Origin of the sequence: Streptomyces sp. NPDC001222, assembly GCF_042896945.1 — a bacterium.
GTDB lineage: Bacteria > Actinomycetota > Actinomycetes > Streptomycetales > Streptomycetaceae > Streptomyces > Streptomyces gibsoniae.
In genome coordinates this window covers 1-23,313 of the sequence record NZ_JBIAXT010000025.1, presented here as the reverse complement: position 1 = coordinate 23,313, position 23,313 = coordinate 1, and the positions used below count along the sequence as shown (strand labels likewise).

Annotated in this window: 22 protein-coding genes and 1 pseudogene; 10 read left to right on the top strand and 13 right to left on the bottom strand. The window is 69.1% G+C overall.

What is annotated here, in order from left to right; translation table 11 throughout:
* The first annotated feature begins 2 nt into the window (after positions 1 to 2).
* From ACFY2Z_RS28525 to ACFY2Z_RS28495, 7 genes are all read left to right on the top strand, one after another.
* Positions 3 to 953, top strand: coding sequence for a PrgI family protein (locus tag ACFY2Z_RS28525; protein WP_390746953.1), 951 nt, complete (start codon positions 3 to 5; stop codon positions 951 to 953).
* Positions 950 to 2,809, top strand: a complete 1,860-nt coding sequence (locus ACFY2Z_RS28520) for a VirB4 family type IV secretion system protein (RefSeq protein ID WP_390746952.1) — start codon at positions 950 to 952, stop codon at positions 2,807 to 2,809. Before ACFY2Z_RS28525 ends, ACFY2Z_RS28520 begins: the two co-directional genes overlap by 4 nt.
* Positions 2,810 to 3,033: 224 nt before the next feature.
* On the top strand, positions 3,034 to 5,211 hold the full coding sequence (locus ACFY2Z_RS28515) for a type IV secretory system conjugative DNA transfer family protein (protein WP_390746951.1): 2,178 nt from the start codon (positions 3,034 to 3,036) through the stop codon (positions 5,209 to 5,211).
* A 41-nt stretch (positions 5,212 to 5,252) separates the two neighbouring features.
* Positions 5,253 to 6,242 (top strand): replication-relaxation family protein, encoded by a 990-nt coding sequence (locus tag ACFY2Z_RS28510; RefSeq protein ID WP_390746950.1) that lies wholly within the window; start codon positions 5,253 to 5,255, stop codon positions 6,240 to 6,242.
* Positions 6,239 to 7,180 (top strand): NlpC/P60 family protein, encoded by a 942-nt coding sequence (locus tag ACFY2Z_RS28505; protein WP_390746949.1) that lies wholly within the window; start codon positions 6,239 to 6,241, stop codon positions 7,178 to 7,180. The genes ACFY2Z_RS28510 and ACFY2Z_RS28505 overlap by 4 nt, the downstream gene beginning before the upstream one ends.
* Positions 7,177 to 8,058 (top strand): extensin, encoded by an 882-nt coding sequence (locus tag ACFY2Z_RS28500; RefSeq protein WP_390746948.1) that lies wholly within the window; start codon positions 7,177 to 7,179, stop codon positions 8,056 to 8,058. The genes ACFY2Z_RS28505 and ACFY2Z_RS28500 overlap by 4 nt, the downstream gene beginning before the upstream one ends.
* 718 nt (positions 8,059 to 8,776) lie before the next feature.
* Positions 8,777 to 9,139 carry a hypothetical protein gene (locus tag ACFY2Z_RS28495; protein ID WP_390746947.1) on the top strand — a complete coding sequence of 121 codons (363 nt, stop codon included), beginning with the start codon at positions 8,777 to 8,779 and terminating at the stop codon, positions 9,137 to 9,139.
* Positions 9,140 to 9,296: 157 nt separating this feature from the next.
* On the opposite strand, the gene ACFY2Z_RS28490 is transcribed toward ACFY2Z_RS28495, so the two are convergent.
* Complete coding sequence (locus ACFY2Z_RS28490) at positions 9,297 to 9,458, bottom strand: hypothetical protein (protein WP_390746946.1); 162 nt, start codon at positions 9,456 to 9,458, stop codon at positions 9,297 to 9,299.
* A gap of 431 nt (positions 9,459 to 9,889) precedes the next feature.
* Positions 9,890 to 10,504, bottom strand: a complete 615-nt coding sequence (locus ACFY2Z_RS28485; protein ID WP_390746945.1) for a hypothetical protein — start codon at positions 10,502 to 10,504, stop codon at positions 9,890 to 9,892.
* Between the two features lie 523 nt (positions 10,505 to 11,027).
* On the opposite strand from ACFY2Z_RS28485, the gene ACFY2Z_RS28480 reads away from it, so the two are divergent.
* Positions 11,028 to 11,381, top strand: a complete 354-nt coding sequence (locus tag ACFY2Z_RS28480) for a hypothetical protein (RefSeq protein ID WP_390746944.1) — start codon at positions 11,028 to 11,030, stop codon at positions 11,379 to 11,381.
* 103 nt (positions 11,382 to 11,484) lie between these two features.
* Here the strand turns inward: ACFY2Z_RS28480 and ACFY2Z_RS28475 are convergent, their stop codons facing one another.
* The 4 genes from ACFY2Z_RS28475 to ACFY2Z_RS28460 all read right to left on the bottom strand — a co-directional run bounded on the left by ACFY2Z_RS28475 (position 11,485) and on the right by ACFY2Z_RS28460 (position 15,536).
* Positions 11,485 to 11,946, bottom strand: coding sequence for a hypothetical protein (locus ACFY2Z_RS28475; protein WP_390746943.1), 462 nt, complete (start codon positions 11,944 to 11,946; stop codon positions 11,485 to 11,487).
* Positions 11,947 to 11,984: 38 nt separating this feature from the next.
* The gene (locus ACFY2Z_RS28470) at positions 11,985 to 12,461 is read right to left on the bottom strand and encodes a hypothetical protein (RefSeq protein WP_390746942.1); all 477 of its coding nucleotides are present in this window, start codon (positions 12,459 to 12,461) and stop codon (positions 11,985 to 11,987) included.
* 82 nt (positions 12,462 to 12,543) lie between these two features.
* Positions 12,544 to 14,370 carry a hypothetical protein gene (locus tag ACFY2Z_RS28465; RefSeq protein WP_390746941.1) on the bottom strand — a complete coding sequence of 609 codons (1,827 nt, stop codon included), beginning with the start codon at positions 14,368 to 14,370 and terminating at the stop codon, positions 12,544 to 12,546.
* An 86-nt stretch (positions 14,371 to 14,456) separates the two neighbouring features.
* The gene (locus tag ACFY2Z_RS28460; protein WP_390747021.1) at positions 14,457 to 15,536 is read right to left on the bottom strand and encodes an AAA family ATPase; all 1,080 of its coding nucleotides are present in this window, start codon (positions 15,534 to 15,536) and stop codon (positions 14,457 to 14,459) included.
* Here ACFY2Z_RS28460 and ACFY2Z_RS28455 point away from each other — a divergent pair.
* Entirely contained in the window at positions 15,490 to 15,690 is a 201-nt protein-coding gene (locus ACFY2Z_RS28455; protein ID WP_390747023.1) for a hypothetical protein, read from the top strand. The two genes, ACFY2Z_RS28460 and ACFY2Z_RS28455, sit on opposite strands and share 47 nt — an antisense overlap.
* An 828-nt stretch (positions 15,691 to 16,518) precedes the next feature.
* Here ACFY2Z_RS28455 and ACFY2Z_RS28450 read toward each other — a convergent pair.
* The 4 genes and pseudogenes from ACFY2Z_RS28450 to ACFY2Z_RS28435 form a co-directional block, all read right to left on the bottom strand.
* The gene (locus ACFY2Z_RS28450) at positions 16,519 to 17,532 is read right to left on the bottom strand and encodes a hypothetical protein (protein ID WP_390746940.1); all 1,014 of its coding nucleotides are present in this window, start codon (positions 17,530 to 17,532) and stop codon (positions 16,519 to 16,521) included.
* Positions 17,533 to 17,765: 233 nt separating this feature from the next.
* Positions 17,766 to 18,059 (bottom strand): hypothetical protein, encoded by a 294-nt coding sequence (locus ACFY2Z_RS28445; protein WP_390746939.1) that lies wholly within the window; start codon positions 18,057 to 18,059, stop codon positions 17,766 to 17,768.
* A 222-nt stretch (positions 18,060 to 18,281) separates the two neighbouring features.
* Complete coding sequence (locus ACFY2Z_RS28440) at positions 18,282 to 18,845, bottom strand: hypothetical protein (protein ID WP_390747022.1); 564 nt, start codon at positions 18,843 to 18,845, stop codon at positions 18,282 to 18,284.
* 287 nt (positions 18,846 to 19,132) lie between these two features.
* A pseudogene (locus tag ACFY2Z_RS28435) lies at positions 19,133 to 19,462 on the bottom strand (GH25 family lysozyme); the annotation flags it as partial.
* A 414-nt stretch (positions 19,463 to 19,876) separates the two neighbouring features.
* Between ACFY2Z_RS28435 and ACFY2Z_RS28430 the strand changes: the two are divergent.
* Entirely contained in the window at positions 19,877 to 20,065 is a 189-nt protein-coding gene (locus ACFY2Z_RS28430; protein ID WP_390746938.1) for a hypothetical protein, read from the top strand.
* 48 nt (positions 20,066 to 20,113) lie between these two features.
* Here ACFY2Z_RS28430 and ACFY2Z_RS28425 read toward each other — a convergent pair whose 3' ends face one another.
* Genes ACFY2Z_RS28425 through ACFY2Z_RS28415 form a run of 3 tightly spaced genes read right to left on the bottom strand, consistent with a single transcriptional unit; the run spans position 20,114 to position 20,801 of the window.
* A complete protein-coding gene (locus ACFY2Z_RS28425; protein ID WP_390746937.1) occupies positions 20,114 to 20,389 on the bottom strand; it encodes a hypothetical protein in 276 nt (91 codons plus the stop codon).
* Positions 20,386 to 20,535, bottom strand: a complete 150-nt coding sequence (locus ACFY2Z_RS28420; protein ID WP_390746936.1) for a hypothetical protein — start codon at positions 20,533 to 20,535, stop codon at positions 20,386 to 20,388. Before ACFY2Z_RS28420 ends, ACFY2Z_RS28425 begins: the two co-directional genes overlap by 4 nt.
* Positions 20,532 to 20,801 (bottom strand): hypothetical protein, encoded by a 270-nt coding sequence (locus tag ACFY2Z_RS28415; RefSeq protein WP_390746935.1) that lies wholly within the window; start codon positions 20,799 to 20,801, stop codon positions 20,532 to 20,534. The genes ACFY2Z_RS28420 and ACFY2Z_RS28415 overlap by 4 nt, the downstream gene beginning before the upstream one ends.
* Between the last annotated feature and the right edge of the window lie 2,512 nt (positions 20,802 to 23,313).

Sequence of the window (23,313 nt, the reverse complement as noted above, 5' to 3'; positions counted from 1 at the left end):
GCATGAGCCCCACCGACGAGTCGTCGGACTCCTCCTATGCCACGCGTATCCCTGCCGACATCTCCCGCCCTGACCGGCTCCTGGGCCCGTTCACCGCCCGACAGACCGCCATCCTCGCCCTCGCCGCAGTGGTGCTGTACGGCGGCTGGTGGGCCACCCGCTCCTTCATGGCGCCGCTCGCCTACGTGGCCCTGGTGATCCCCATCGCCGGAGCAGTGGCAGCGCTCGCGCTGGGACAGAGGGAGGGCATCGGCCTGGACCGGTTCCTGGCCGCCGCCCTCCTGCACGCACGCGCTCCGAAGCGACGCGTGCATGCCCCCGAAGGCATCCCGCCGCTGCCCGCCGCCGTCCCCGGCCACTGGGCAAAAGCGGCTGGACCCGCTCCTGCTGCGATGGACATGCCGTACGACGGCATCACCGCAGGCGGCGTACTCGACCTAGGAAGCGACGGCCAAGCTGCCTTGGCGACGTGCTCCACAGTCAACTTCGAACTGCGCTCGGCAGCCGAACAGCAGGCCCTGACCACGGCGTTCGCACGCTGGCTCAACTCCCTGACCGGCCCCACCCAGCTGCTGGTGCGCTGCCACCGACTCGATCTCGCTCCGCTCGCCGACACCCTCCAGCTGGAGGCAGCCGCGCTCCCGCACCCGGTGCTGGAGAGGGCCGCCCGTGCGCACGCCGACTTCCTCACCGACCTCGCCACCGGCGGCAACCTGCTGGGCCGGCAGATCGTGCTGGTCGCCCGCGAGGAAGCCGCACCGCACATGCTACGGCGGAGAACGGGCGAGGGACGGGCCCTGCAGCGCCTCGACGAGGCCGTCCGAGCCCTGGCCGCCGCCGAGGTCACCGTCACGCCCCTGGATGCCGAGCGGAGCGCCGAACTGGTCAGTACAGCCTGCAACCCCGGCACCCCCACCCCGTCCTCCACAGAGCCAGAAGGCAACCCCGCATGATCCGACTCCGCTTCGGTCCTCGCCGCCCCGCGTCCCCGACCGCGGGCATCGACGCCGCCGAACTGCTCCACGTGACCGGCCCCGAGGCCATCGAGGTGCACGCCCGCACCCTCGCCATCGGCGCCCACCTGGCCACCACGCTGGTCGTCACCGGCTACCCGGCCGAGGTCACCCCCGGCTGGCTGGCCCCGCTGCTGAACTTCCCCGGCCACCTCGATGTTGCCCTGCACATCGAGCCCGTACCGAACCCGGTGGCCGCTGCGGGGCTGAAGAAGCAGCGCGCCCGTCTTGAGTCGGGGCGTCGGACCGGCTTTGAGAAGGGGCATCTGGACGACCCGGAGGTCGAGGCCGCGGCGGCGGATGCCGCCGAGCTTGCGTACCGCATCGCCCGCGGGGAGGGAAAGCTCTTCCATGTCGCTCTCTACCTGACCGTGCATGCGCCGGATGAGGAGAGCCTGGCAGAGCAGGCCGCCGCCGTCCGGGCGGTCGCTGAGTCGCTGCTGATGACGGTCACCCCGACCACCTACCGGGCTCTGCCGGGCTGGCTGGCCACCCTCCCCGTCGGCATCGACACGCTCAAGATCCGCCGCACGTTCGACACCGCCGCGCTCGCCGCCTGCTTCCCTTTCACCAGCCCCGACCTGCCCATCGCCGCCGGGGAGGGCGGCGCGGCGACGGGGGTGCTGTACGGGGTGAACGCGGTCTCCGGCGCCCCGGTGCTGTGGGACCGCTTCGCGCAGGACAACTACAACTCCATCACCCTGGCCCGCTCCGGTGCCGGCAAGTCCTACCTCGCCAAACTCGAATTGCTCCGGCTGCTGTTCACCGGCGTGACCGCCTCCGTGATCGACCCCGAGGACGAATACGTCCGTCTCGCGGAAACCGTCGGCGGCCACGTCATCGCCCTCGGCGCCGACGGCGTGCGCCTCAACCCCTTCGACCTCCCAGCCGCGACACCCGGGGGTGAGGACGTCCTGACGCGACGGGTGCTGTTCCTGCACACGTTCCTGGCCGTCCTGCTGGGCTCTGAACTGACCGCAGGCGAGAAGGCGGTATTTGACCGGGCCATCCTCGCCGCGTACGCGCAGGCCGGGATCACCGGTGACGCGCGTACCTGGCAGCGCACGCCGCCCACACTGGCCGACCTGGCGTCCGTCCTGGCCGGGGACGGACGCGAGACGGCAACGCAGCTCGCCGACCGGCTGGTCCCCTACACGGCCGGCTCCCATGCCCGGCTGTTCAACAGCCACAGCACCGTTGCCACCGACGGGCACCTGGTGGTTTTCGCGCTACGCCAGTTGCCGGAGGAGGTCAAAGCGCCGGCGATGCTGCTGGCCTTGGATGCGATCTGGAGGCAGGTCACCGCCCGCCAAGGCTCCGGCCGCCATCTGGTGGTGGTCGACGAGGCGTGGCTGCTGATGCGCGACGGTGCCGGCGCCCGGTTCCTGTTCCGTATGGCCAAGGCGGCCCGCAAGTACTGGACCGGCCTGGCTGTGATCACCCAGGACGCCGACGATGTCCTGTCCTCCCCGCTGGGCCGGGCCATCGTGTCCAACGCGGCCACGCAGATCCTGCTGCGCCAGGCCCCGCAGGCGATCGACACCATCAGCGCAAACTTCCACCTCTGCCACGGCGAGCGGGAGTTCCTTGTGTCCGCTACACGCGGCGAGGCGCTGCTGCTGACCGGCGACCGCCGCCACAAGGTCGCGCTGATCAGCATCGCAGCCCCCGGCGAACACGAAGTAGTCACCACGGATCCCGGCGAGATCGCGGCCGCCCTGCACCCGGACGCCGACCTCGACTCCGATGGCCCTGGCATCCATGAACCTGTGCGAGACGAGGGGTGGGAGCTGTGACGGCGGAGCGCCATCTCGCCGCGGTCCAGCCGCATGGATGGCTGGTGAACTTCCTCCGACACCCGGAATCACTCGGTATCACCTCGCTTTCGGCGGCCGTGGAATGGTGTGCCGCGTCCGCCCCCGTCTTGGTCCCTGCGGTCCTCGTCTGCACGGCGTGTGGGCATGCTGCCTGGCGTCGCCTGCTGCGCTCACGGCAGCAGCGCTTCGCCGACGGTGCCCGCGTGGTGGAGCTCCTGGCTCCACCCCAGGTCGCTGCCAAGGGCGGGGAAGTACTGTGGGCTCAGCTGTCCGGGCTGCTGCGCCCGTGGTGGCGGCGGATCACCGCCGGTCAGCCCCATCTGGCCTTCGAATACACCTGGTCGCCCACTGGACTGGCCATCCGCATCTGGGTGCCGGGCACGGTGCCAGCCGGTCTGGTGCGGCGTGCGGTGGAGGCCGCCTGGCCCGGCACCCAGACCCGCGTCACCGAACCCAGCCCTCTGCTGTCGATGGGGCAGGTGGTGACCGCGGGGCGGCTGCGCACGGCCCGCCCCGACGTCCTGCCGCTGCGCACTGACCACACCAGCGACCCGCTCCGGGCACTGCTGCAGGCCGCCACCGGCATGAGCGAGGACGAATCCGCCTGTGTCCAGATCCTCGCCCGCCCGGCCACCGGCCGGGCGCTGCGCCGAGCCCGCCGCCAGGCACGCCGCCTCAAAGCAGGCCGGACACCCGCTCGGCTCCCCGCCCTGGCCGCCTTCCTTCTGCATCGCGCACAGCCGACCGCCACAGGAAAGCAGGATCCCGAACACGGCGCAGCGGTACGGCAGTCGGCGACCAAGCTTTCCGGACCTCAGTGGCAGTGCATGCTTACCTACGCCGCCACCTGCTCTGCGAAGGCGGAGCGTGCCGAGGATGTGGCGCGCGGCCGGGCTCACGCACTTGCCTCGGCGTTCGGCCTGTACGCCGACCGCAACTACCTCACCCGTATACGGGCACGCCGCCCTGAACCGCACCTGAACGCCCGGCAGTTCCCGCCGAGTCGGCCGGTGCTGCTGTCGGTGCCGGAACTCGCCGCTCTCGCCAACCTCCCCATCGATGCGGACGCACCGGGCCTCCAGCGAGCCGGAGCCCGCTCCATCCTTCCGCCACCGTCCGTCCCCGAGCCCGCGCCCGGGAACGGGGTCAAGCCGCTGGGCCGCTCGGACACCGGCGCCCGCCGCGGTGTCGGGCTCGCAGTCGCCGACGCCCGCCACCACCTCCATGTCATGGGCGCGACCGGCTCCGGCAAGTCCACCCTGATCGCGAACCTTGTCCTGGACGACGTCCGCAACCACCGCGGCGTCATCGTCATCGACCCCAAAGGCGACCTGGTCACCGACCTACTCGACCGCCTCCCGGACACCTGCGCCGACCGCCTCGTCCTCATCGACCCCGACGACCCGCATACCCCGCCCTGCCTGAACGTGCTCGACGGTGCGGACATCGACGTCGTCGTCGACAACATCACCGGCATCTTCCGCCGCATCTTCACCGCCTTCTGGGGCCCGCGCACCGACGACGTCATGCGCGCCGCCTGCCTGACCCTCCTCAAACATCGCGACCGCACCCACCAGCTGGTCACCCTCGCCGACGTTCCCCGCCTGCTCGGCGAGAGCGCCTACCGGCTGCGCCTCATCCCCGCCCTCAAGGACCCGGTGCTCCGGGGCTTCTGGGCCTGGTACGAGTCGATGTCCGAGCCCTCCCGCGCCGCCGTCGTCGGCCCCGTGATGAACAAGCTGCGGGCTTTCCTGCTGCGCGACTTCGCCCGCCGCGCGATCGCCGCGGGCCCCTCCACCTTCGACCTCGCCAGCGTGCTGGATGGCGGCATCCTGCTCGCCCGCCTCCCCAAAGGAGCCCTCGGCGAGGAGACCGCCCGCCTGCTCGGCTCGTTCATCGTCGCCGGAACCTGGCAGGCCGCAGCCGCCCGCGCCCGCACACCCGAGCACGCCCGGATCGACGCCACCCTGAGCATCGACGAGGCCCACAATTTCCTGACCCTGCCGTATCCGCTGGAGGACATGCTCGCCGAGGCCCGCGGCTACCGCCTGTCCATGCTGCTGGCCCACCAGCACCTCGCGCAGCTCCCCCGCGACCTGCGCGAAGGCATCTCCGCCAACGCCCGCAACAAGATCTTCTTCAACGCCTCCCCCGAAGACGCGGGCGCCCTGGAACGGCACACGCTCCCCACCCTGGCCGCGCACGACCTCGCCCACCTCGGCCCCTACCAGGCCGCAGCGCACCTGCTGACCGGCGGCGCGGAATCCGCCGCCTTCACCCTCACCACCCGGCCCCTCCCACCTGCAGTCCCCGGCCGGGCCAAAGACCTGCGCGCGGCGGCCGGCGGCCGCACCGGCCCCCGCCCGGCCACCCACCCCTGAACCACCCCCCGTGTTCATCCTCCTTCCGGTGGTGACCTGTCATGCCCGCACTCCCTCGCCCCGCCGTCGGCCCCGGCTCGCGCTACACCGCCCGCGCCGCCACCACCCGCCCGCGCCCCGCCCGGCACACCGACGTCGCCGCACTCTCCCGCATCCTCACCGCCCGTGATCTGTGGCTGGCACGGATGCTCCACGAACACCGCGTCCTGACCACCCGCCAGATCGCCAGCCTCGCCTTCACCTCGCCGCGTTCCGCCCAGCGCCGCCTGCGCACCCTGCACCAGCACGCCGTCCTCGACTCCTTCCGCCCCCTGACCCAGACCGGATCCGCCCCCGAGCACTACACCCTCGGCCCCGCCGGAGCCGCCGTCCTCGCGGCCCATGCCGGATGCGACCTTGCCGACCTCGGCTGGCGCCCCACCCACACCGGCCGCATCGCCTACTCCCCCTCCCTGGGCCACGACCTCGGCGTCAACGAACTCCTCACCCACCTCGCCGCCCACAGCCGCACCACCCCAGGAACCGGCCTGTCGCTGTGGCTGTCCGAGCGCTCCTGCGCCCGCCGCTGGGGCGACATCATCCGCCCCGACGCCTACGCCCACTGGCACGACGGCGACCAGCTACTGCCGTTCTTCCTCGAATACGACACCGGCAGCCAGCCCCTCGCGCGTGTCGAGGCCAAACTCGCCGGCTACGCCGCCTTCGCCACCTCAGCGAACGCCCAGCCGGCCCTGCTCATCCACACCCGCACCGCCTCCCGCGACCAAGCCATCCGCCGCCGCCTCGCCGCACCCGCACGCGACCTAGGCCTGTACATCGCGACCTCGTCCGCGGACTTCACCACCTCCAGCCCCTGGGGACCTTGGTGGAGCCCGCTCGATGGCGGGGACACCCGCCGCACCACCCTCATCCGGCTCGCCGACCGCTGGACCGAGCTCAGTCCGCCCTCTGATCTCGAGCCGACGGACGCCGACACCGCCGTCACTCTCCCGGTGCCCCCGCTCCCACCGGTGCCCGAGGCGGACGTGTGAGCTCCCTGTTCACCAAGGCTGCCGGTGGCATCGGGTGCACGGTCCTCGCCCTGCCGCCGCTGGGCGCCCTCATCCTGGCGGCGCTGCTGGGCGGCCTGTCGTCAGGTGGCAGCATGGCGGCCGCTCCGAGCACACACGCATTGGCGGACATCCCCGCCTCCATGCTCGTGCTCTACCAGAGGGCCGCACCGGAGTGCCCGGGCTTGTCCTGGACGATCCTCGCTGCGATCGGGAAGGTCGAGACCGACCATGCCCGCCACTCCACCATGACCTCCTCGGCCGGCGCAGTGGGACCGATGCAATTCCTGCCGTCCACCTTCCAGTCGTACGCGTATCCCGTACCGCCCGGCGGGAAGACACCGCCCACCCCCTGGGACCCGATCGACGCCGTCTACGCCGCCGCCCGGCTGCTCTGCGCCAACGGCGCCCGCCATGGGAAGAACCTGCGGGGCGCCATCTGGCACTACAACCACTCCGACGCCTACGTGAACCAAGTCCTCCGCATCGCCGACACATACGCGGGCGCCGCCCGTGCCCCAACAGCCGCGGCAGCCGGAGCGGTCGCCTTCGCTCGAGCCCAACTCGGCACCCCATACGTGTGGGGCGGCAACGGACCCGCCGACGGTGGCTTCGACTGCTCAGGCCTGACCCATGCCGCCTACCGCACCGCCGGGGTCACCATCCCCCGCGTCGCCCAAGCCCAATACGACCACGGCCCGCACCTCGCCAAAGGAATGCAACTCGCGCCGGGCGACCTACTGTTCTTCGGCACCAGCCCCCACGCCATCACCCACGTCTCCCTCTACACCGGAGATGGCCAGGCCATCGAGGCCCCGCGTCCCGGAGCCGTCGTGCGCGAAGGCCCTGCGAACACCACCGCCTCGTCGTTTCAGGGCGCGACACGGCCCTCGGCTCCAGAAGGTGGTGGTGCGCGGTGAAGCACATCGACACACGGGAGGCCATCAGCCTGCTCAAGTCCATGACCTGGGTCCTGTGCACGGTCGGGGCTCTCGCTCTGGTGTTCACCACGGTCAACGTCACCCGCTTCGCCACCAGCCGCAGCGTCCCTCTGCCGATCGCGATCCTCCTCGACCCCATGATCGGCATCGCACTCGCCGGCGTCTTGTATGTGGACGCGCGCCTGGCCTCCTGGGGCATCAGCCCGCCGGTCTGGTCTGCCGCACTGCGCTGGGGCGCCGGCTGCACCGCCGCTCTCATGAACTCCTGGGAGAGCTTGTGGCCCGACGGACAGATCGGTTGGCCTCGCAGCGCCGATCCGGCCGCGGTGCTGCTGCACCTGACCCCTGCCCTGCTCCTGATCGGCCTGACAGAAACGATCGCCGCCTACCGACGCTGCATCACCGACCTGATGGACCGAACCCGCTCCCCCAACCCGAAGCCATCAAGTCGGCGCTCCACCATGGCCATAGGATCGGCCGAAGAGCGGCCCGGCTCGAACGCCACCATCCTGGACCCGCGCAGTGTCGGGGCGGTCGAGAGCCGATCCGGCCATCAGCCCGCAGCGGCCGGCGTCCCCAGGACCGGCAGCACCCACCACGCCGGACCCCGTACGGGCGGCCGGAGGCTCCACGGCCCTTCCCCCACCCCTGGATCTCCACCGGGCAGCAGCGGAGCGACAGACGCCGACGTGTGGCCACGCGCACTCGCCCTGGACGAAGCGGCACGTGCCTCGACCGGGAAACCGGTGAGCGTCTGGAAGCTTCGTACCGATCTGCGGATCGGTCCCCGACGCGCGCGCCAGATCCACGATCAGCTCCTCGCCCGCCAGGCTGATCCGCCGCTCTCACTCGAATGAACCGCCCCGACCTGCCGCTGGATGCAGACTGCGCAGATCCGATCGAGCTCCCACAGCTCGATCGGTGACGGCTGGCACGGGCGGATCATGGTGCACGAGGGGGCAGCTTTGGTGGGCCGGTCACCTGCTGGTACGCACTAAGCTCTCCTTGCCCCAGGCAACCCGCGACGATTGCACATAGCCAGTGACGCCGGTGCGCTTGATCGTGACTTTGGCCTACGTTCCATCGCCCTCGGCCCAGCCGTGCGCGATGCAAGTGTCTCCCTTATAGGTGGTGTCGAGCGGCGTTGCTCCCGCCCTTGGTTTGGCATCGAGACGGCACGCACCGTCGCCGATGAGCCGATGATCCGGCAGAACTCCTCCTTGGCAGCCACCGGCGCCCTGGCGGCCCGTAACGGCACGGCGCCCCCTGCGGGAGCCGACCGCGCCAGCGGCGGTGCGGCTAGCAGTACCAAGGCAAACAGTGAAACGCGGCGGCGAGGCAACAGGCGCTCACTTCCTGCTGGTTCAGCTCCGAGGCTGACGAAGGCCGCGAGCCTGGCACCTCTCGCACTGTTTTGCCCATCCTAAGATGACCTTCCACTGATTCGAGTGACAATGGGAGGCTTCACGCGCATCCTACTCGTTACCCCGGATGTCCAATAGGTCCTCCCTGGGGCCGATGCCGGACTCCCTAACTGCCCACATGACGCCTTCACTTGGACGAACCATGAAACCCATGACGACCCTCGCCGTAGTGTTTCTCTCTTTGGCCTGCACGGCTGCCCCCGCGCACGCAGACGCGACCATCCAGAAGGGCAAAGTAGGGCTGAGCGTCACAGGGAAGGGCTTGTCGGTGAAGCAGGCGGGCGGCTGGATGGACGGTCACGGCACCGGTGTCCGGGCCCTGCTCTACACGGTTTACAGAGGCGAGAGGACCGACATCACCGGCTGGAAGGACGCGACTCCCATCACCGCGGGAATGACGGAGTTCTCCAGCGTGAACTGGAACCTGAAGGGACGACGCTTCCAGAACGGAACGTGGTTGTGCATTCAGTTCAACCAGGCGGACGACACACCGTGCGCGGAGATCCATCGCTGACCTCGCGTAGCGGTCGACCACGCCTACCGTGGTGCGCTTGTGCCCTGCATCAGTTGAGGTAAGCCGCAGACGGCGTGGAGGACCACGTTGTCCAGCAAGCATTCCCCTTCGTACGACCGGCGCCGCACCGGCACGAGGCCGGTACGACGCCGGTTCGTCACTTGCTTCGCTTTACTTCCTCGCGAAGGGCGCGGAGAGAGCGGACGGCCCTGATCGCCTTCTGCGACAGCGGTGGCACCTGATCGAAGAGGTATCCGAGGACGGAGATGCCTCCCGCGATGCCGGCCAAGGTGGCCGTCACCCACCCGGCAGCTTCCATGTCGAGCCTTCCAGGATGAGGGTCAGTGGTTGATTGGTGGCTCGCCGGCGACGGGGGATGCACCGGCGGGCCACTCGGCCTTCCACTGGCTCTCTTTGGGGTTGCTCGCCCAGGAGGCTGCCACGCACCGTTCTCCTGCGGCTAGCCGAGTGCCGCGGGACGAGGAGGAACGTGAGGCTCTGGGGGGACCTCTCGTCTCTGTCACAGAAGCAGGCACCGCCACCTCCACGGCTACTCGCGGCACCAAGGTCGGATGAACGCGTGGCTATCCGCGTTCCATGACGGTACTGCCCGCGCCGGGTCAGCGACAACGCCTCAGGCTAAGCACCCGACGTTGGATGCCGTGCTGGTCGGCGCGTGCCTAACCGGGTGCCCTATCAGGCAACGGACGTCCGGTCGACTTCGAGCAGGCACGGCCCTCGGCATAACCCTCAAAGACGGAAATGAGAGGCTGGTACGCCGCGTTCACCGAGTAGTACCCAGAGGGACGAGACGGGATCCGGTGCGCAGGTGATGGTGATGACTTCCGTATCGCTGATCCGGATGGTCGGGAGCCAGCCGTGCACGGGTGGCAGCAGGTCCGCCAGCGCGTCTCTAAAGGCGCGCTGGCGATGGCGGCCGCCCTGTCCGGGGAACAACGGCGGCTTCGGCTTACCGAAGCCGCCACCAGGTTCGCGCCCGGCCAAGGCCCGAGAACGGGCCAACCATTGACCAGCATCAAAGCCGAGCTCCACGTCGGCCGGGTAGGACTCCAGGGTGAGCGCACGGGCCGCGGTGAAGTGCTGCCTCTCGTCTACCTCCAAGATCTGCCGCCGCCCGTCCTCGTAAGTCAGCAGGACATCTAGACTCCGCCGCTCACGAGAAGGAGCCTGCTCAGGCAGCACCAGCCCAGTGAGCGCGCCGTAGATCGCCGAAACCGTCTGCCACATACCGGCGCATTCGATCCGTCCCGGCCGCCGCAACCAAGTCGGGCAGCTTTCTGGTTCGATCTCCGCCTTGACCACCTCAGGCAGTAGATGGGTTATTCCGTCCTGCAGCTCCTTCATCCCCGGCCCCCTCTCGTTCGATCAGCTGCTCGAGTATCGGCGACCCGCCTGAGCCATCACTCCCGGGCGCCGGCCCGGCACCAGGTGCCCCACGGGTCGCAAACTTCCCTGAGTGTGACGGAGTGTCGGTCGTGAGCCCAGGCCGGACCCATATTGGCTGACGCGGTCATGCCAGGAGCCGCAGGGTTTCGTGCTCGCGCGAAAGCGGGTCTGTGGAAGATGCACGTGGCGCGGAGCCTGGCGCAGAGCCGGACGGTGCTCGTACGGGGGTTGGCGACCTCGTCGTATGGTTCGCTGTTCTCGGCCTCGACCCCGTCATCGTCGACGGCATGCTGCATCGCTACTTCGGCGTCGCCCTGCCCGGTGGGCCGGTTCATCGCCGTCCTCCGCAACCTGCGTGCCCGCAACCGCCGCAGAAGCCGCGGGTGTTGCACGGGCACGGACAACGCCCTGCCGCACGGTGCCGGGAGGCCGGGCTCCCATCGAGGGCGGGGACGCTGAGCGTGGGCAACGTAGTGCCATCGTGGTCGGGGACGGTGCGCCTCACGGCCCGCGCGAGCAGGCCGGCTCGAGCCGTACGGGGCAGCTGATCGAGGGCCTGGAGGCAGTTCGCCAGGTGCGGGTCCTGTGCCCGGATGGGGGCGCGGGCGCAGGCCAGGATCTGTACGGCGGCCTCGGCTACGACCCAGGCGAGCGCAGGTTGATCCGGTTCGGCACGCTCCTCGACCGGCACCCGCTCTGCCGCACGGGCCAAAAGTGCAGCAGGCGGCAGGGCTTCTTCGTCCTGGCCGGCGACTACGAGGAGAGCATGCGCGTGCTGGAGCACCTTGTGCACGAGCTGATGGTGCGGTGCGGCTGCGGGCACGGCCATGGGTGAAACGTCCTTCCGGAGAGGGGCGAGCCGGTTCCATGTGTCCGGCCCGCCGCGTGTGGGGTAGAGGGGCAGAGTTCTGGGGCCCGGTCGTGGACGCCCGTATGGGTCAACTACGGCTGGTTACGCGCCTGATACGTCGTACGGCGGCCTGGTAGCTCTCCAAGACGAGGGCGAGCTGGCTCATCTGCTGGGCGAAGCGGGCCGCGTGCAGGTCGGTGGTGTGGCCGGTGCTGGTGAGCAAGCCAGTGACCGGGACGAAGACCGGATCCAGGTGGGGGTCGAGCGCGTCGTCGAGGCGGGCGCGCACGTGGGCGGCGTGGCGGTGGAGTTTGCCGTGCAGCCGGTCGGCTTCGCGGGCGGTCTTGAGGACCAGGTCGGCCAGCTCTCCCAGCGCGGTTCCCCGTTCCCGGCTCTGTCGGTCAAGGAGCTGGGGGCCGTCCTCGCCGAAGGTCACGCGGAGGGCCTCGTCCCCCGGCAGGCGCCGGGCCGGGCGGTCGACACCGGGCGCAGCGGCGGGAGTGTTGGCTCGGGCGGGGGTGCCGAGGCGGCGGCTGATGCGGTGGGTCATGGCGGCAGGGTTCCTTCCCGGGTGGTGGGGGGTGGGGGTCAGAGGTTTTCGCCGTAGGAGCAGATGCAGGTGTGGCCTTCGTCGCGGGTGAAGGTCTCCGGCAGCCTGTCGGTGTGCATGAGCTCCTCGGGCTTGAGCGGCGGATGGGCGAGGTGGGTGCCGAGGTCGGCCAGGTGCCTGATCTCGGCGAGGGGCACGGTTGCGCCGCATTCGGGGCAGGGGCCGAGGAGTTCGAACGGGTCGTCGTCGTAGATCGGGGATCGGGCGAGGAAGGTGTAGGTCTCGCCGGTGTCGGGACAAGTGGCGGTGGCCAGGATGGGCTCGCCGGGGGTGGTGCGGCGGCGCAGCCAGTCGGAGGCGGTGGTGATCTGGTCCAGGCTGAGGCCGAGGGCGGCGGCGAGCCGTACGGCGGTGCGGGCGTGTTCCTCGCCCCGGTAGGGGCCGTGCAGGCTGACGACGTTGTTGTGGCGGATGAATGCGGCGGCGGCGTGGGCACGTTCGGCGAGAGACGTCATGGCGAGCGGACTCCTTACGGCAGGTGGGTCAGCGGTCGGTTGGGGGTGCCGCCCCGGGCGGTGCCGGGGCGGCAGCGGGGTGTCAGGGGTTGGTGGCCGCGAGGGCGGCGGTGGCGGCCTTGCCGATCGCGGCGGCGGCCTGGGCCGGGTCGGTGAGCTGGAGGAGGGTGGTGCCGGGCAGGGGGTGTGGGTCGGGGTCGAAGGCGAGCCACAGCACCGCGCACCCCGCCGCCCGTAGGGCTGTGATGCGCTCAGTAGCGGAGGCGGCTTCCTGGGGGAGGTAGTAGCCGTCGGAGGCGATCACCAGCAGGCGGCCCGCACCGGGTGCGGTGAGGTCGAGTCCGGCGGTGAGGGCGTCGGTGGCCTCGGCGAGGCTGTGGCCGCCGCCGTCCGCGTCGAACTCGGTCACCCGCGTCGGGGCCCGCCCGGGGGCGGTGATCGCGGTGATGGAGCGGCGGTAGGCGATGGTTGCGGTACGCGAGTCCGGGTCGGTCAGGGCGGCGGCCTTGGCGAGGATCCAGGCGGCCGAGGCGATCGGGTGGGCGGCGGCGCGCATGGAGCCGGAGACGTCCACCGCGATGCCGACCCGCAGCGGCGGGGTGGGGCCTTGGCGGCGCTGGGTGCGGATCCAGGGCTGCGCCGTGGGCATCGCCCCCGCCGCCTTCTGCGCGTCCCGCGCCAGTGCACCGCGCATGCTCAGGCGTCCGGGCGGGACCGCCGAGGCGGTGACGGTGACCGTGCGTTCGCGGTAGGCGGCGGCACGCAGGGCCCGTGCGAGCTGTCCGGCCGCCGCCTTCTCCGAGGGGGTGGGAGGCCTGGTCCCGGTCACCGGGGAGGGGGCGCGGCGGCCCCGGGCCCGCTCGCGCTGGCTGTCAGGGGTGAAGGGGCGTGCCCCGGGGACGAAGACCTTCTCGGCGATCTCGGCCGCCTTGCGTCCCTGGGCGGCCTGGGCGGCCTTCGCCCGGGCCCGGGCGGCGCGGGTCGCTGTGATGCGGGCCTGGGCCGCGCGCTGGGTGGCCTCGTTCACGGTCACCTGGGCAGCGACCTTGCCGACCGCCTCGGCCAGTTCCCCGTTGTGCCCGCAGCGCGCGTCCGGGGTCGGTTCCGGCTGGTGGGGGGCTGCGCCGAGGGCCTGGCACCATGCCTCGGCGTGGGCCAGCATCGCCTGGGTGTCCTCGTCGGCGGTGGTGTGCGCGGCCGTCCAGATCGCCGCGAGAGTGTTCAGCAGGTCGGGGCCGAGGATGCTGGTGACGGCGTGTTCTACAGGCTGGGCTTCGTCTGGGTCGAGGATTCCGGCGTCGCGGCGGGCGAGGATCAAGGCGGCGGCCAGCCCGGCCCGCCACGCATCGCCCGGCGTGTGGGTGGTGAAGTCCGCGAGGACCAGGGTGTGGACGGCGGACCGCAGGAACGTGCGGTCGTCGGGGCGGCGGGCGAGGTGGGCGTGTTCGGCCCGAGATTCCTCCAGCATCTGGGCCGCCGCATCCAGAGCGGTTCCGCGTAGCGGGGGCGGGGTGGTCCACCGGCTGTGGGCGGCGTGCGCAGCTTCGTGGGTGAACGCGCCCCAGGCGACGGGGTAGTTGTGCTCGTCTCCGGTTCGGGTGGGGTCGATGATGGCCGGATGGAGCGGGGCGAAGAGTGCCCGGTCGATTTCCAGGGCGGCCTGGGTGGGGAAGAAGGCGGCCGGGGCCCCGGAGCGGGTCTGCTCATCGCAGGTGACGATCACATCCTCGCGTCCCGCGAGTTCAGGGAGGCGTTCGGTCAGGGCGGCGGCGATCCGCAGCCAGTGCCCGGCCTGCAGGCCGGGCCGGGGCTCGTAGAGGGGGCCGCCGTCGTCCTCCCAGCGGGCCAGAGCCTGTTCGGTCTCGGTCTGGGCGGGCGGGGTGGGCAACACGTGGGTGGGAGCGGGCATGGCAGATGCGGTCCCTTCCAGAAGGGTCGGTGGGTGCGGGTGGCGGGCCGGGGCCCGGCCCGGTGGTTGGCCGGGCCGGAGCGGGGTCAGAGTTGGCGGCCTAGGGCGAGTGCGGTGACCGGGCGGCCGATGGCCTTGGTGACGATCTCGGCGACCGTGTCGCGGTCTTCCAGGGGGGCGATGCCGACCAGGTTGGCGAAAGCGGCCTCGGTGCCGAGCACGTCGGCGATCTTCTGAAAGGCGATCAACTCCCTTAGTTGCGGAGCCCATCCGACGTCGCCTGCCTGCTGAAGGGTGGCGAGATTGCGGGCGATGCGCACCGCCGTGCGGTTGATCTGCAGCGAGGCGGCCAGGTCGTAATCGGAGCCGACCTGGATCTGCACGCTGAACCGTGAGGCGAGGGCCTCGGTGAGGACCGCGCCGTGCACGCCCGGGTTGTGTCCGGCGATCACGTAGAAGCCGTCGGCGGCAATGATCGTCTCGCCCTTGTGTGCCTTGACCTGGATCTGCCTGCGCCCGTCCATCGCCGGATACAGGGCCGCCAGCACCTTCGGCGAGATCAGGGTGGCGTCGTCCAGGAGCAGGGCGCGGCCTTCCTGCATGGCGGTCACCAGCGGCCCGTAGACGAACTCATATCCGCCGTTCGCGTCCTGGGTGTACTCGCCGATCAGGTCGCCGACCGTGGTGTCGCCGTCCCCGGCCACCGTGATCAGGTCCGGGAAGGCAGCCTCGATCAGTGAGGTCTTCCCTGTCCCCGGCGGCCCGTACAGCAACACCGGAACCTGCGCCTGGCGTAGCCGCCGCAGCGCCTCCACATCCGGCAACTGCGCCAACGCCCTGGGGTGGTAGCGCTGCCCGTTCGGGCGGGAGATCGGCTCCGGCCGCCCGCCCGGCGGGGCAGCCGAAGCCGCTGGCCCGGCGGACTGGTGCGGCACCGTCGGCCTGGGACTCGGGGCGGGCGGGCCTGCAGAGGCACGCTGGGCTGCGGTCGTTGTGGCCGGTGTCGCCCGGTACATACGTGGTTTGGAACCGACACGTTCCGCCTCGCCCCGCCGTGCCAGGGTCTCGCAGGCATTCCCTACGGCCCCGCCGGAATGCCCCAGCATCCTCGCCAGCTCCGTGACGGTGAACATCGCCGCCGCATTCGCCGCCAACACCTGCGCGATCATCGCCCGCAACTCGCCCGGGCGCGCCTTCCCACCGGGGCCGGGCGGTGAACTCACAGGCGCCGCCGAGGTGTTCGGCGTACCGGATACGGGTGCCTGCGTGGTGGTCCCGGACGGCGGGGGCGTCGGTGCGGCGGTAGCGGTCATCTCGTGAAGCCCTTCTCTGCAGGCATAGCCATATTCCGAATTGAGAAAACCCCAGGCCTCTTTTGGGCGCACTCCACCCGTCATCCGTTTTCAAACGGAGTCCGTCAGGGGTTTCCCATTCCCGACCCCTCCCGGGAACAATTCAAATATAGCTCGACTCACACACCACTTGAAGTCGTATTCCGGCTTGGAAATGCTGGAATTCTCGTGAATTCACGATTCGTTTTCAGGTGAATTCTCGGAGGCGCGACGCTAGGCGTCGTGGCGGTCGGCCCACACGACCGATTGCAAGCTGTCTACCGCGCGGAAATTTCAGGGAATCCAGTACGCGCGCGATGGCGCGACCCTCGGCGCGGCGGCACCATCGGCTGCGCCTGGGTGCCGCCGCCTTGCACGGTGAACGCCGCGCCGGCTCGCATGCCTGGGCTGTTGGGAGAAAAAGGAATCACTGAGCGGGAACATGCAGCAGGATGGAGAGTGGCGGGCGCCGGGATACACGCCGGGGTGTGCGGGGCTGGCCCGGCTGGTGGTAGATCGGGATGCGTTGCTGCACCGATATACAGTCGCCCTCGCCCGCTGCTGGCTAGCAGGCCGCCCGACCTGTGGGGAGGGGCCTGGTCCGGGTGTCGTATCCAAGGGCGTACACGGAAGCGACGGCGGATACGACACCGGATGCGACGGGGCGGACGCCATCGAGCCACGCTCGCCCGAAATGAGTCTCCAGAGACCCTGTGAGCTGTGGGATTACCGCGCTGCCCGGGTTTGGTTCCTGAGTGTGATAGCCGTTGTCTGGACGACGCCGCGCGGCACCGTACCTACTGGCTTCGCGGAGCCGTCAGGAGAAGCTTGTGTGAACCGGCCCCCGGAGGGGGTCGGTCGGTGCACTCAGGTCCCGTAGCGGCCTGCCCGAGCGTTTCCCCCGACGCCCGGGCGGTTTCTTGCTCACCGGCTGGAGGAAGCCAGATTGCGGGTCAGGATTGCTGGTCCCGGATGCAGGGACGTGAGAGATGGGTGACGGGGGGCTGGGCGGCTCACCACAGCTGCCGGCTTTCTGCGCGTCCGCGGCGTACCCGTAGGCGGTGGACACGTAGGAGTTCTCCTTATCAATGTCACCGTTTGCGCTCTGGATGTCGGCAGACGCAGCCAAGCCCGCTCCCGACACCGCCTCGCGCGCCGTACTTGGCGACGGCTCGTTCGCTCCTCCCGTATAGCCCGGCTCGATGTTCAATAGAGCGGCGAGATCGGTGCTCAGTGAGCGCGCGTCCCTGTCCAGCGAGGTGAGGTCGCTGGTGAAGGAGGAGAGGTCACCGCTGAGCGAGGATGCGTCACCACTCACCGAGGCCGCGTCACCACTCACGGAGGCAGCGTCACCGCAAACAGTGCCGTTGTCTGTGCCGTTCCCGGATTCGCTCAGCACGTTCCGCTCGTCACTGTGGACGGTACCTACGTCTGTCGCTGTGCTGGAGACCGTGTCCTTGAGACTCGATAGGTCGCTCTTCACGTTCGTCTCATCGCTGCCGATGGCCTGATAGTCCTTGGCGACCTGCTGCTCGGCGGCAGCCCGGTTGTCGGCCTGGCTCTGCTGGTTATTCGTCTGCTGCACAGCGGAGTTGAGCTTGGCCAGGGCCGCGTTGTAGTCCGCGTCGGATGCCCGGCGGTAGACGATGGGCTGGATGCTGCCGTCCTGCTGGACCACGTTGAGAGTTAGCGTCCCCGCGCTGAGGACCCCCTGGTCGGTGTGGAAGCCAATGTTGAGCGTGACGAACGAGCCATTGATCTGCCCGCTGATGTCGGACCGGTTGGTCGAGATCTGCTCACTGGGCACATCCCCGGAGAGGCTCGCGGACATCTGGGTTCCCTGGATCGTGCCCGACGCGTTGGTCTGCCACTGAAAGAAGTTGATCCCGCTGGAGCTGCTGTACAGGTATCCGACCGTCCCCGGAACGTTTACGGGGGCCTTCGAGCTGGAGGACCGCTCTCCCAATATGCGTGGAGAGCTGCTGCACCCGCCCAGCGCCAGGACTGCGATGGCCGCGAGCAAAAGGTGGGACCGTCTTCCATGGTTCATGGTCTCCACCGACCTCAAGAACTCGGGCTTGCCGTCCAGGCCGGAGCCAGGACAACAACTATCTTCGTTGAGAGCTTGTGAGGGCACTCGCTGTCAAGAATCGGTCCGAGATACGCGGCGCCCATTTCGTTCATCATCGCGTTGCCGCTCACGACTGTTGGCGTACCACCCGGAGCGAACTCCGAGGACAATGTAACGGGAGCGTTCGTCTGCGGCTGATGAACCTGCATCTCGTGCTCGATGAAGCGTGCTCGATCGTCCTGGCTGACGCGCAGGTAATCGGCGCAGGTTGAGCTCTCTGTCAGCATGAGTCTTGCTGGGCTGCTCGCCGTCGCTGATGCGTGTGGTGAAGGCTGAGCGTTGGGCAGCGAGTGCTCCTTACCCGTCTTCTCGCTGCACCCGGTGAGCAGGCCGATGATGAGGAACGGGGCCCCGAGGAACGCCCGTCTACCACTTGTCATGCCCGAAGTGTGCAGATCATGTGACCGTCTGTAAAGCCGTGCAGATCAGATCGATCCCGTGATCACTGATCACACGATCTGAACGTCCACGGCCCGCATCTCCGGGCTCATGACCCACGAGAGCATCCCGGGGTCTGCGCCTTGGCCGGTCTCGTCGGTGAAGTGCGGCGACCCGCCGTCCATTGCGGGGGTCTGCACCCAGAAGCAGCCGTCCCAGTCGCGGGCGGCGAAGTGGTGGTAGTGGTGGGTGAGCACCAGGTCGCAGTCGCCTGCCGGGAGGTGGTCGGTCGCCTGGCCGGAGTACCAGCGGTATGCCTTCTGCCCGGTCGAGCCGGAGCCACGGGCGAAGACGTGCCCGTGGGTGGTGCCGAGGATCCAGCCGTGGACGTCGAGCGTCTTGGCCGGCTCGGCGTCGGCGATGGAGAAGCGGACGTGCGCCAGGCGCCGGTCGCGCTCGGCGGCGCGCGCGGCGTGCTCAAAGACGGCGCAGTCGTCGTTGTCCGAGCGGGTGGTGTGGCTGCCCCCGATGCGATTCTCGCCGTGGTTGCCGCCGACCACCAGCACGGTGACGTCCCGGAAGAGCGGGGCGAGGCGGTCGAGGCCATCCAGGACGAAGGTGACGGCATTGCGCACCTGGGCGCGCCTATCGCCGTCGATCTCGGGCGCTCGGCGAGCCCTGCGGTGCCGCCGCCCTCGGCCTTGGCCACCTGCCAGTCGTTCCAGGAGACGCACAGCGTGGTCTCGCCGGTGAAGGCGGTCCGCGGCCGGCGCTCGCCGTTGCGCAGCTGGGCAAGGATTGCGGCGGCGTCGATGGCCTCGGGTGCACCCGCCCGGTCGGTGATGGCGAACCGGCAGTAGACCATGGGCTGGGCCGGCTCGCCCCAGAGAATGACCCCGTTGTCTGGGTGGGCGGCCTTCACGTGAGCGAGCCAGCGGGCCTTGTAGGTTTTGGCCATGGCGTTGGTCCACCCGGACTGCCCGTACCACACCCAGTCGAGGATCAGGACGTCGTGGGGCTGGACGTTGGCGTGGGCCAGGAAGTAGTCGGCATCCGCCACCGGGTCGGCTGTGATCGTCGGGTAGTGGTACTTGCCCAGCACCAGGCCGCCCAGCTTCCCGGCGGCGTACTGGGAGGACCACTTGGGGTTCACATAGCTCTGGCCCTTGGGGATCTTGATGAAGAGGAAGGAGAGCGCCGACAGGTCCGGCGTGGCCGACTGGTAGGAGCTGACGTCGATGCCGCGAAGCACACACCTCCGGGGGACAGATGGGCACGGACGGAGTCGGCGGGAGGCGCGGCGAACCTTCGAACTGAAGGCTTGAGCGGGCTCAGCACACAGTGATTCTGTGAACGGAGTCGACCCCGAGGCGCCGCGAACCTTCGAACTGAAGGTTTTAGCGGGCTCTGCGCGCAGTGAGCCTATGGATCCAAAATTTTTTGGGCCCGTACTCCAACAATCCTTGGTGGAAGGCCCTGTTCCGGTTTGCTGATGGACTGACAGCTAGGTCACAATCAGCTCGACGCAAGACGGCATCAACGGACAAGGCCACCCGTGCGCCTTCAAACACAGCGGGTGGCCTCACGTCCAATCGCAGAAGATTGGAGTACCCACATTATGAACGAGGACCGTCCGACTCTCCACCTGGCCGGAGTCGCATAGTCGATGAGCATCGTCAAGGTTCTGCTGGTCGTCATATGCGGCCTGGTGTCCGTGCTCGTCGCGGTCACGGCAGGCATCCTCACGCGCATGCAGGCGAAGCCCCTGGCCGCCGCCATCCTCTACGCAGGAGCGGCTTTCGCCGCCTCGATGACGCTCGGGCTGGGCATCCTGTCGGCGCTCGACTCGGCGTGACAGTGAAGGCCCCGGCGTAGCGTCTCGCGCCGGGGCCTCCCTCGCGCCTCAGTCGACGAACTCGCCGCGAGCTGGCATGTCCTCGACCGTCCTGGGCGGCAGGCTCATGCCCAGCGGGTCGACGCCTACCTCGTAGGAGCGGCTGTAGGTCCCCTTGTAGGTCGTGCTGTTGGGCACGGCGGAGCCGACCTTGCGGTTTCGGTGGCAGGCGCAGCGCCGGCACAGGCACAGGCCGGTGAACTCATCCACGCAGCAGGAGTCGCCGCAGCGGCAGAAGTGCTCGTCGTCGAAGCGCCCAACCGTGCGGGTGTGGCGTTTGCTCATGGCGGGTCCTTGGTGGCCTGGCGGATGTGCTTGGCGACCCGCTCTGCGATGCACGGGCAGGCCAGGCCGGAGATGTCCCAGCGGCCATCGGCGGTCGGCTTGAGGGTCACCTCGGTGTTCGGGTGCTTGGCGCAGACGAGCTTCACGGTGCCGGCTCCAGCTCCTCGGAGCGTTGAGAGGCCCCGCACTTCACGGCCGCGGTGCCGCCCCAGCGGTAGTGGACGGGGACCAGCTCGGGTGCGCGCTTGGTGTAGACGGTGAGGACGTTGCCGCAGTCGGGGCAGTAGTACCGCCTCTTGTCGCGCCTGGTCAGGACCTCGCCGTAGTCCTCGCCGTGGCTCTCGGCCGCGCACCGGCAGACGCTCGGCGCGGCGGATAGGGAATAGGTAGGGCCCGGCGTCGCCACAGTCACGGCAGTACCACCAGTCCTCGTCCAAAATCTCCACGCCCTCGTGGGGGGGCAGTGCGACATCGACCCTCCCCGTCCACACCGACGCTGAACAGCCCTTGCTCATGGCTTCACCGCCATTACCGAAGCGTCCCTGCCGAGTTGGGATTCCGAAGCCGGGAAGACTGTCAGAGCCGTGCCCTATCGTGTCCCCGGAGTCGATCACCAGGCTGATTGCCATCAGCCGCTCTGTTCCGCTTACGTACGTGCGTGTGCCCCGCAGGCCCTGGCGGAGATGGAGCGAGGCCTCGTCCCCCTGATGGCCATGGTCACCGAACTCCGCGAGCAGAGTTGACCTACATGTGTCATTGCATCGACACTCATATGCATGTCGGAGGTCAGGTCAACAGACGTAGAGCTGGGGTCTATCGGGATCAACACCGATCTCCAACTCAAGCTTCGCTCACGGGCACTGCCGGGAGTCGCTCCCATGCTGGAGCTGTCCAACTGGAGCAAGCAGATGAAGTACCACCTCGGCTGTCCGTTTCCTGATGACCCCCGTGTCATCAGGGCGCTGATTGGCGCCCTTCAAGATCACTTGTCGCAGGCGTATGGAGCGGTATGAGCGGCGTTGCTCGGTATGCGGGAGCCTCCTGTACTACATAACGAGCAGCCGAAGGGCATCGGGGAGCGTCTTCTGCCCCGACCGTCTGTGCATCCTCTATCCGCCGACCACCACAAGCCGCGCCGAAGATCCCACGCTACCTGGCCTGTGCGTGGCAATTCTAGAGGGAACACCCACGACGGCAGCCCAGCTCAACCGCGCTCTGGGCAAGAACCCAAGCTACTCGCGCATGTTGATGGAACAGCAGGAAAAGCGCTGGCGCGAGTTTTCCTGACGATGCGAAGCCCTCGGACTAATAGTTCGGGGGCGCCGCATTCTTAGGCGCTTCACGACTTCAGGTCCGCAAAGTCCCCAAGGTGTAGCCCAGTTCCAAAACTCCCGCTCGCGGACGCTGCGCTTGTGGTTGATGCGCCTCTGGCCGGAGGGGTACTGCCCGGCGTGGCCGGCCTTGGCCCACTCCTGCCGCAGGGCCTTGTCCAGGGCCCTCCGGCGGGCGGCGCGCGCCTGGCTGCGGTGGTAGGTGATCTCGGCGCTCGGGCGGTACCGGAGCGCTCGGCGCTGTGCGCGGTTCTTGCCCGGCGTGGGGTTGGGGTGTGCGGTGCGGCGGGCCTCGTCACGCGAGACGGCACGTCGCTGGCGCCGGTTGGGATGGTCCATGCGATGCCTTTTCGGTGCACCAGGCGACCGCTGTCGCGGTGGTAACGGTGATGGTTAGCGGCGGCGCGAGCACGTTGCGGCTGGCCGCATCCCCGCCCGACGCCGCCGGGGCCCGCAAACAGGTCGACGATGCGGTAGTTGGCTCATCCACGAACCAGGCGCAGCCGGGTTGGACATCATCACTGGCGGTCCACCCTGCCACGCTTCCCTCGGTGCATCAGCGCTATCAAAAAGCAGCTGAGCTGCGAGAATTGGCGTTACGTGAACACTTTGTGTGGAGGGGTCCCGTGCACCCCCCAGCAGCGCTGTATTGTCCTGCTTACTCCTTCAGGGATCACGGACCGCACCAACCAGCTGGGGCGCGGACTGCGACCCCAGCGGCGCGGGGCGCTACCCCGCACCAGGAAGGGGAGCCGATCTTGAAGCCGCTTCAGTGGCTGAAAGATCGGTGGCAGGAACGCGTACGGCCGCACGTCTCCCCGGAGCGTGTGAGCGCGAGCTGCGAGGTCTTCCTCGTGCTCGCGTGGCTTTTCGAGCACCGTCCGTGAGCCTGAAGCACGTAGGCCCCAACTGAGGATCAGCCAAGGCCCACGTGTCCACCGACCAGGGCCTCGTTCTCTCGGCCCACCGGGTACCAGCCGGCGGGAGGACGGGGCCTCTGGTCGCTCTTCGCGTTAAGGTCAACAGATTGCCAACTAGTCGACCAACTTCACGATGAACAGAGCCTACCGCGAGACAAGCGTGTCGCGGTGCTGAGACGCTGAGACGGTTATGCCTACCGTGACCCAGCGAGCTCCCTCGGCTACCACCGTGCTCGACGGGCGTCGATCCGAAGCGGCACACGAGCCTTCGCAAATTGTGCTGGCAACACCAATTGTCCGGGTTCCATGGGCTCGTGGGCTCTTGATCCGCTTCAATGGCGGCCATGACGATGGCGGGACAGTGGTATGAGAGTGGAACGTTCTGGACGGCCTTGGGTGTCGCGATAGCCGCCCTTGGGCTGGCCGTCAGCGCCTGGGCCACACTACGCGCGAACAATCCAAAGCGTCGCCTGACATACCGCTTGGTCTCGGCGGCGCCGCTTGTCGCCCCGCAGGGTCCCGTACGGGACGGGCTGATCGTGAGCCGGAACGGAGCCACGCTCACCGATCCGCATGTTGGGTCTGTACGGTGAGCGGTGTAACTCCCGAGCTGGAAGCGACAGTTGATGACTGACGTGACGAGTGACACCAAGGCCGGGAAGGCCGCTCTGAG

Bases quoted from the DNA above. Each gene is read 5' to 3' on its own strand.
- ACFY2Z_RS28525 (WP_390746953.1), top strand. From the start codon at position 3: ATGAGCCCCACCGACGAGTCGTCGGACTCCTCCTATGCCACGCGTATC.
- ACFY2Z_RS28520 (WP_390746952.1), top strand. From the start codon at position 950: ATGATCCGACTCCGCTTCGGTCCTCGCCGCCCCGCGTCCCCGACCGCG.
- ACFY2Z_RS28510 (WP_390746950.1), top strand. From the start codon at position 5,253: ATGCCCGCACTCCCTCGCCCCGCCGTCGGCCCCGGCTCGCGCTACACC.
- ACFY2Z_RS28495 (WP_390746947.1), top strand. From the start codon at position 8,777: ATGACGACCCTCGCCGTAGTGTTTCTCTCTTTGGCCTGCACGGCTGCC.
- ACFY2Z_RS28490 (WP_390746946.1), bottom strand. From the start codon at position 9,458: ATGGAAGCTGCCGGGTGGGTGACGGCCACCTTGGCCGGCATCGCGGGA.
- ACFY2Z_RS28485 (WP_390746945.1), bottom strand. From the start codon at position 10,504: ATGAAGGAGCTGCAGGACGGAATAACCCATCTACTGCCTGAGGTGGTC.
- ACFY2Z_RS28475 (WP_390746943.1), bottom strand. From the start codon at position 11,946: ATGACCCACCGCATCAGCCGCCGCCTCGGCACCCCCGCCCGAGCCAAC.
- ACFY2Z_RS28470 (WP_390746942.1), bottom strand. From the start codon at position 12,461: ATGACGTCTCTCGCCGAACGTGCCCACGCCGCCGCCGCATTCATCCGC.
- ACFY2Z_RS28465 (WP_390746941.1), bottom strand. From the start codon at position 14,370: ATGCCCGCTCCCACCCACGTGTTGCCCACCCCGCCCGCCCAGACCGAG.
- ACFY2Z_RS28450 (WP_390746940.1), bottom strand. From the start codon at position 17,532: ATGTCCGCGAGCCTCTCCGGGGATGTGCCCAGTGAGCAGATCTCGACC.
- ACFY2Z_RS28445 (WP_390746939.1), bottom strand. From the start codon at position 18,059: ATGCTGACAGAGAGCTCAACCTGCGCCGATTACCTGCGCGTCAGCCAG.
- ACFY2Z_RS28430 (WP_390746938.1), top strand. From the start codon at position 19,877: ATGAGCATCGTCAAGGTTCTGCTGGTCGTCATATGCGGCCTGGTGTCC.
- ACFY2Z_RS28425 (WP_390746937.1), bottom strand. From the start codon at position 20,389: ATGAGCAAACGCCACACCCGCACGGTTGGGCGCTTCGACGACGAGCAC.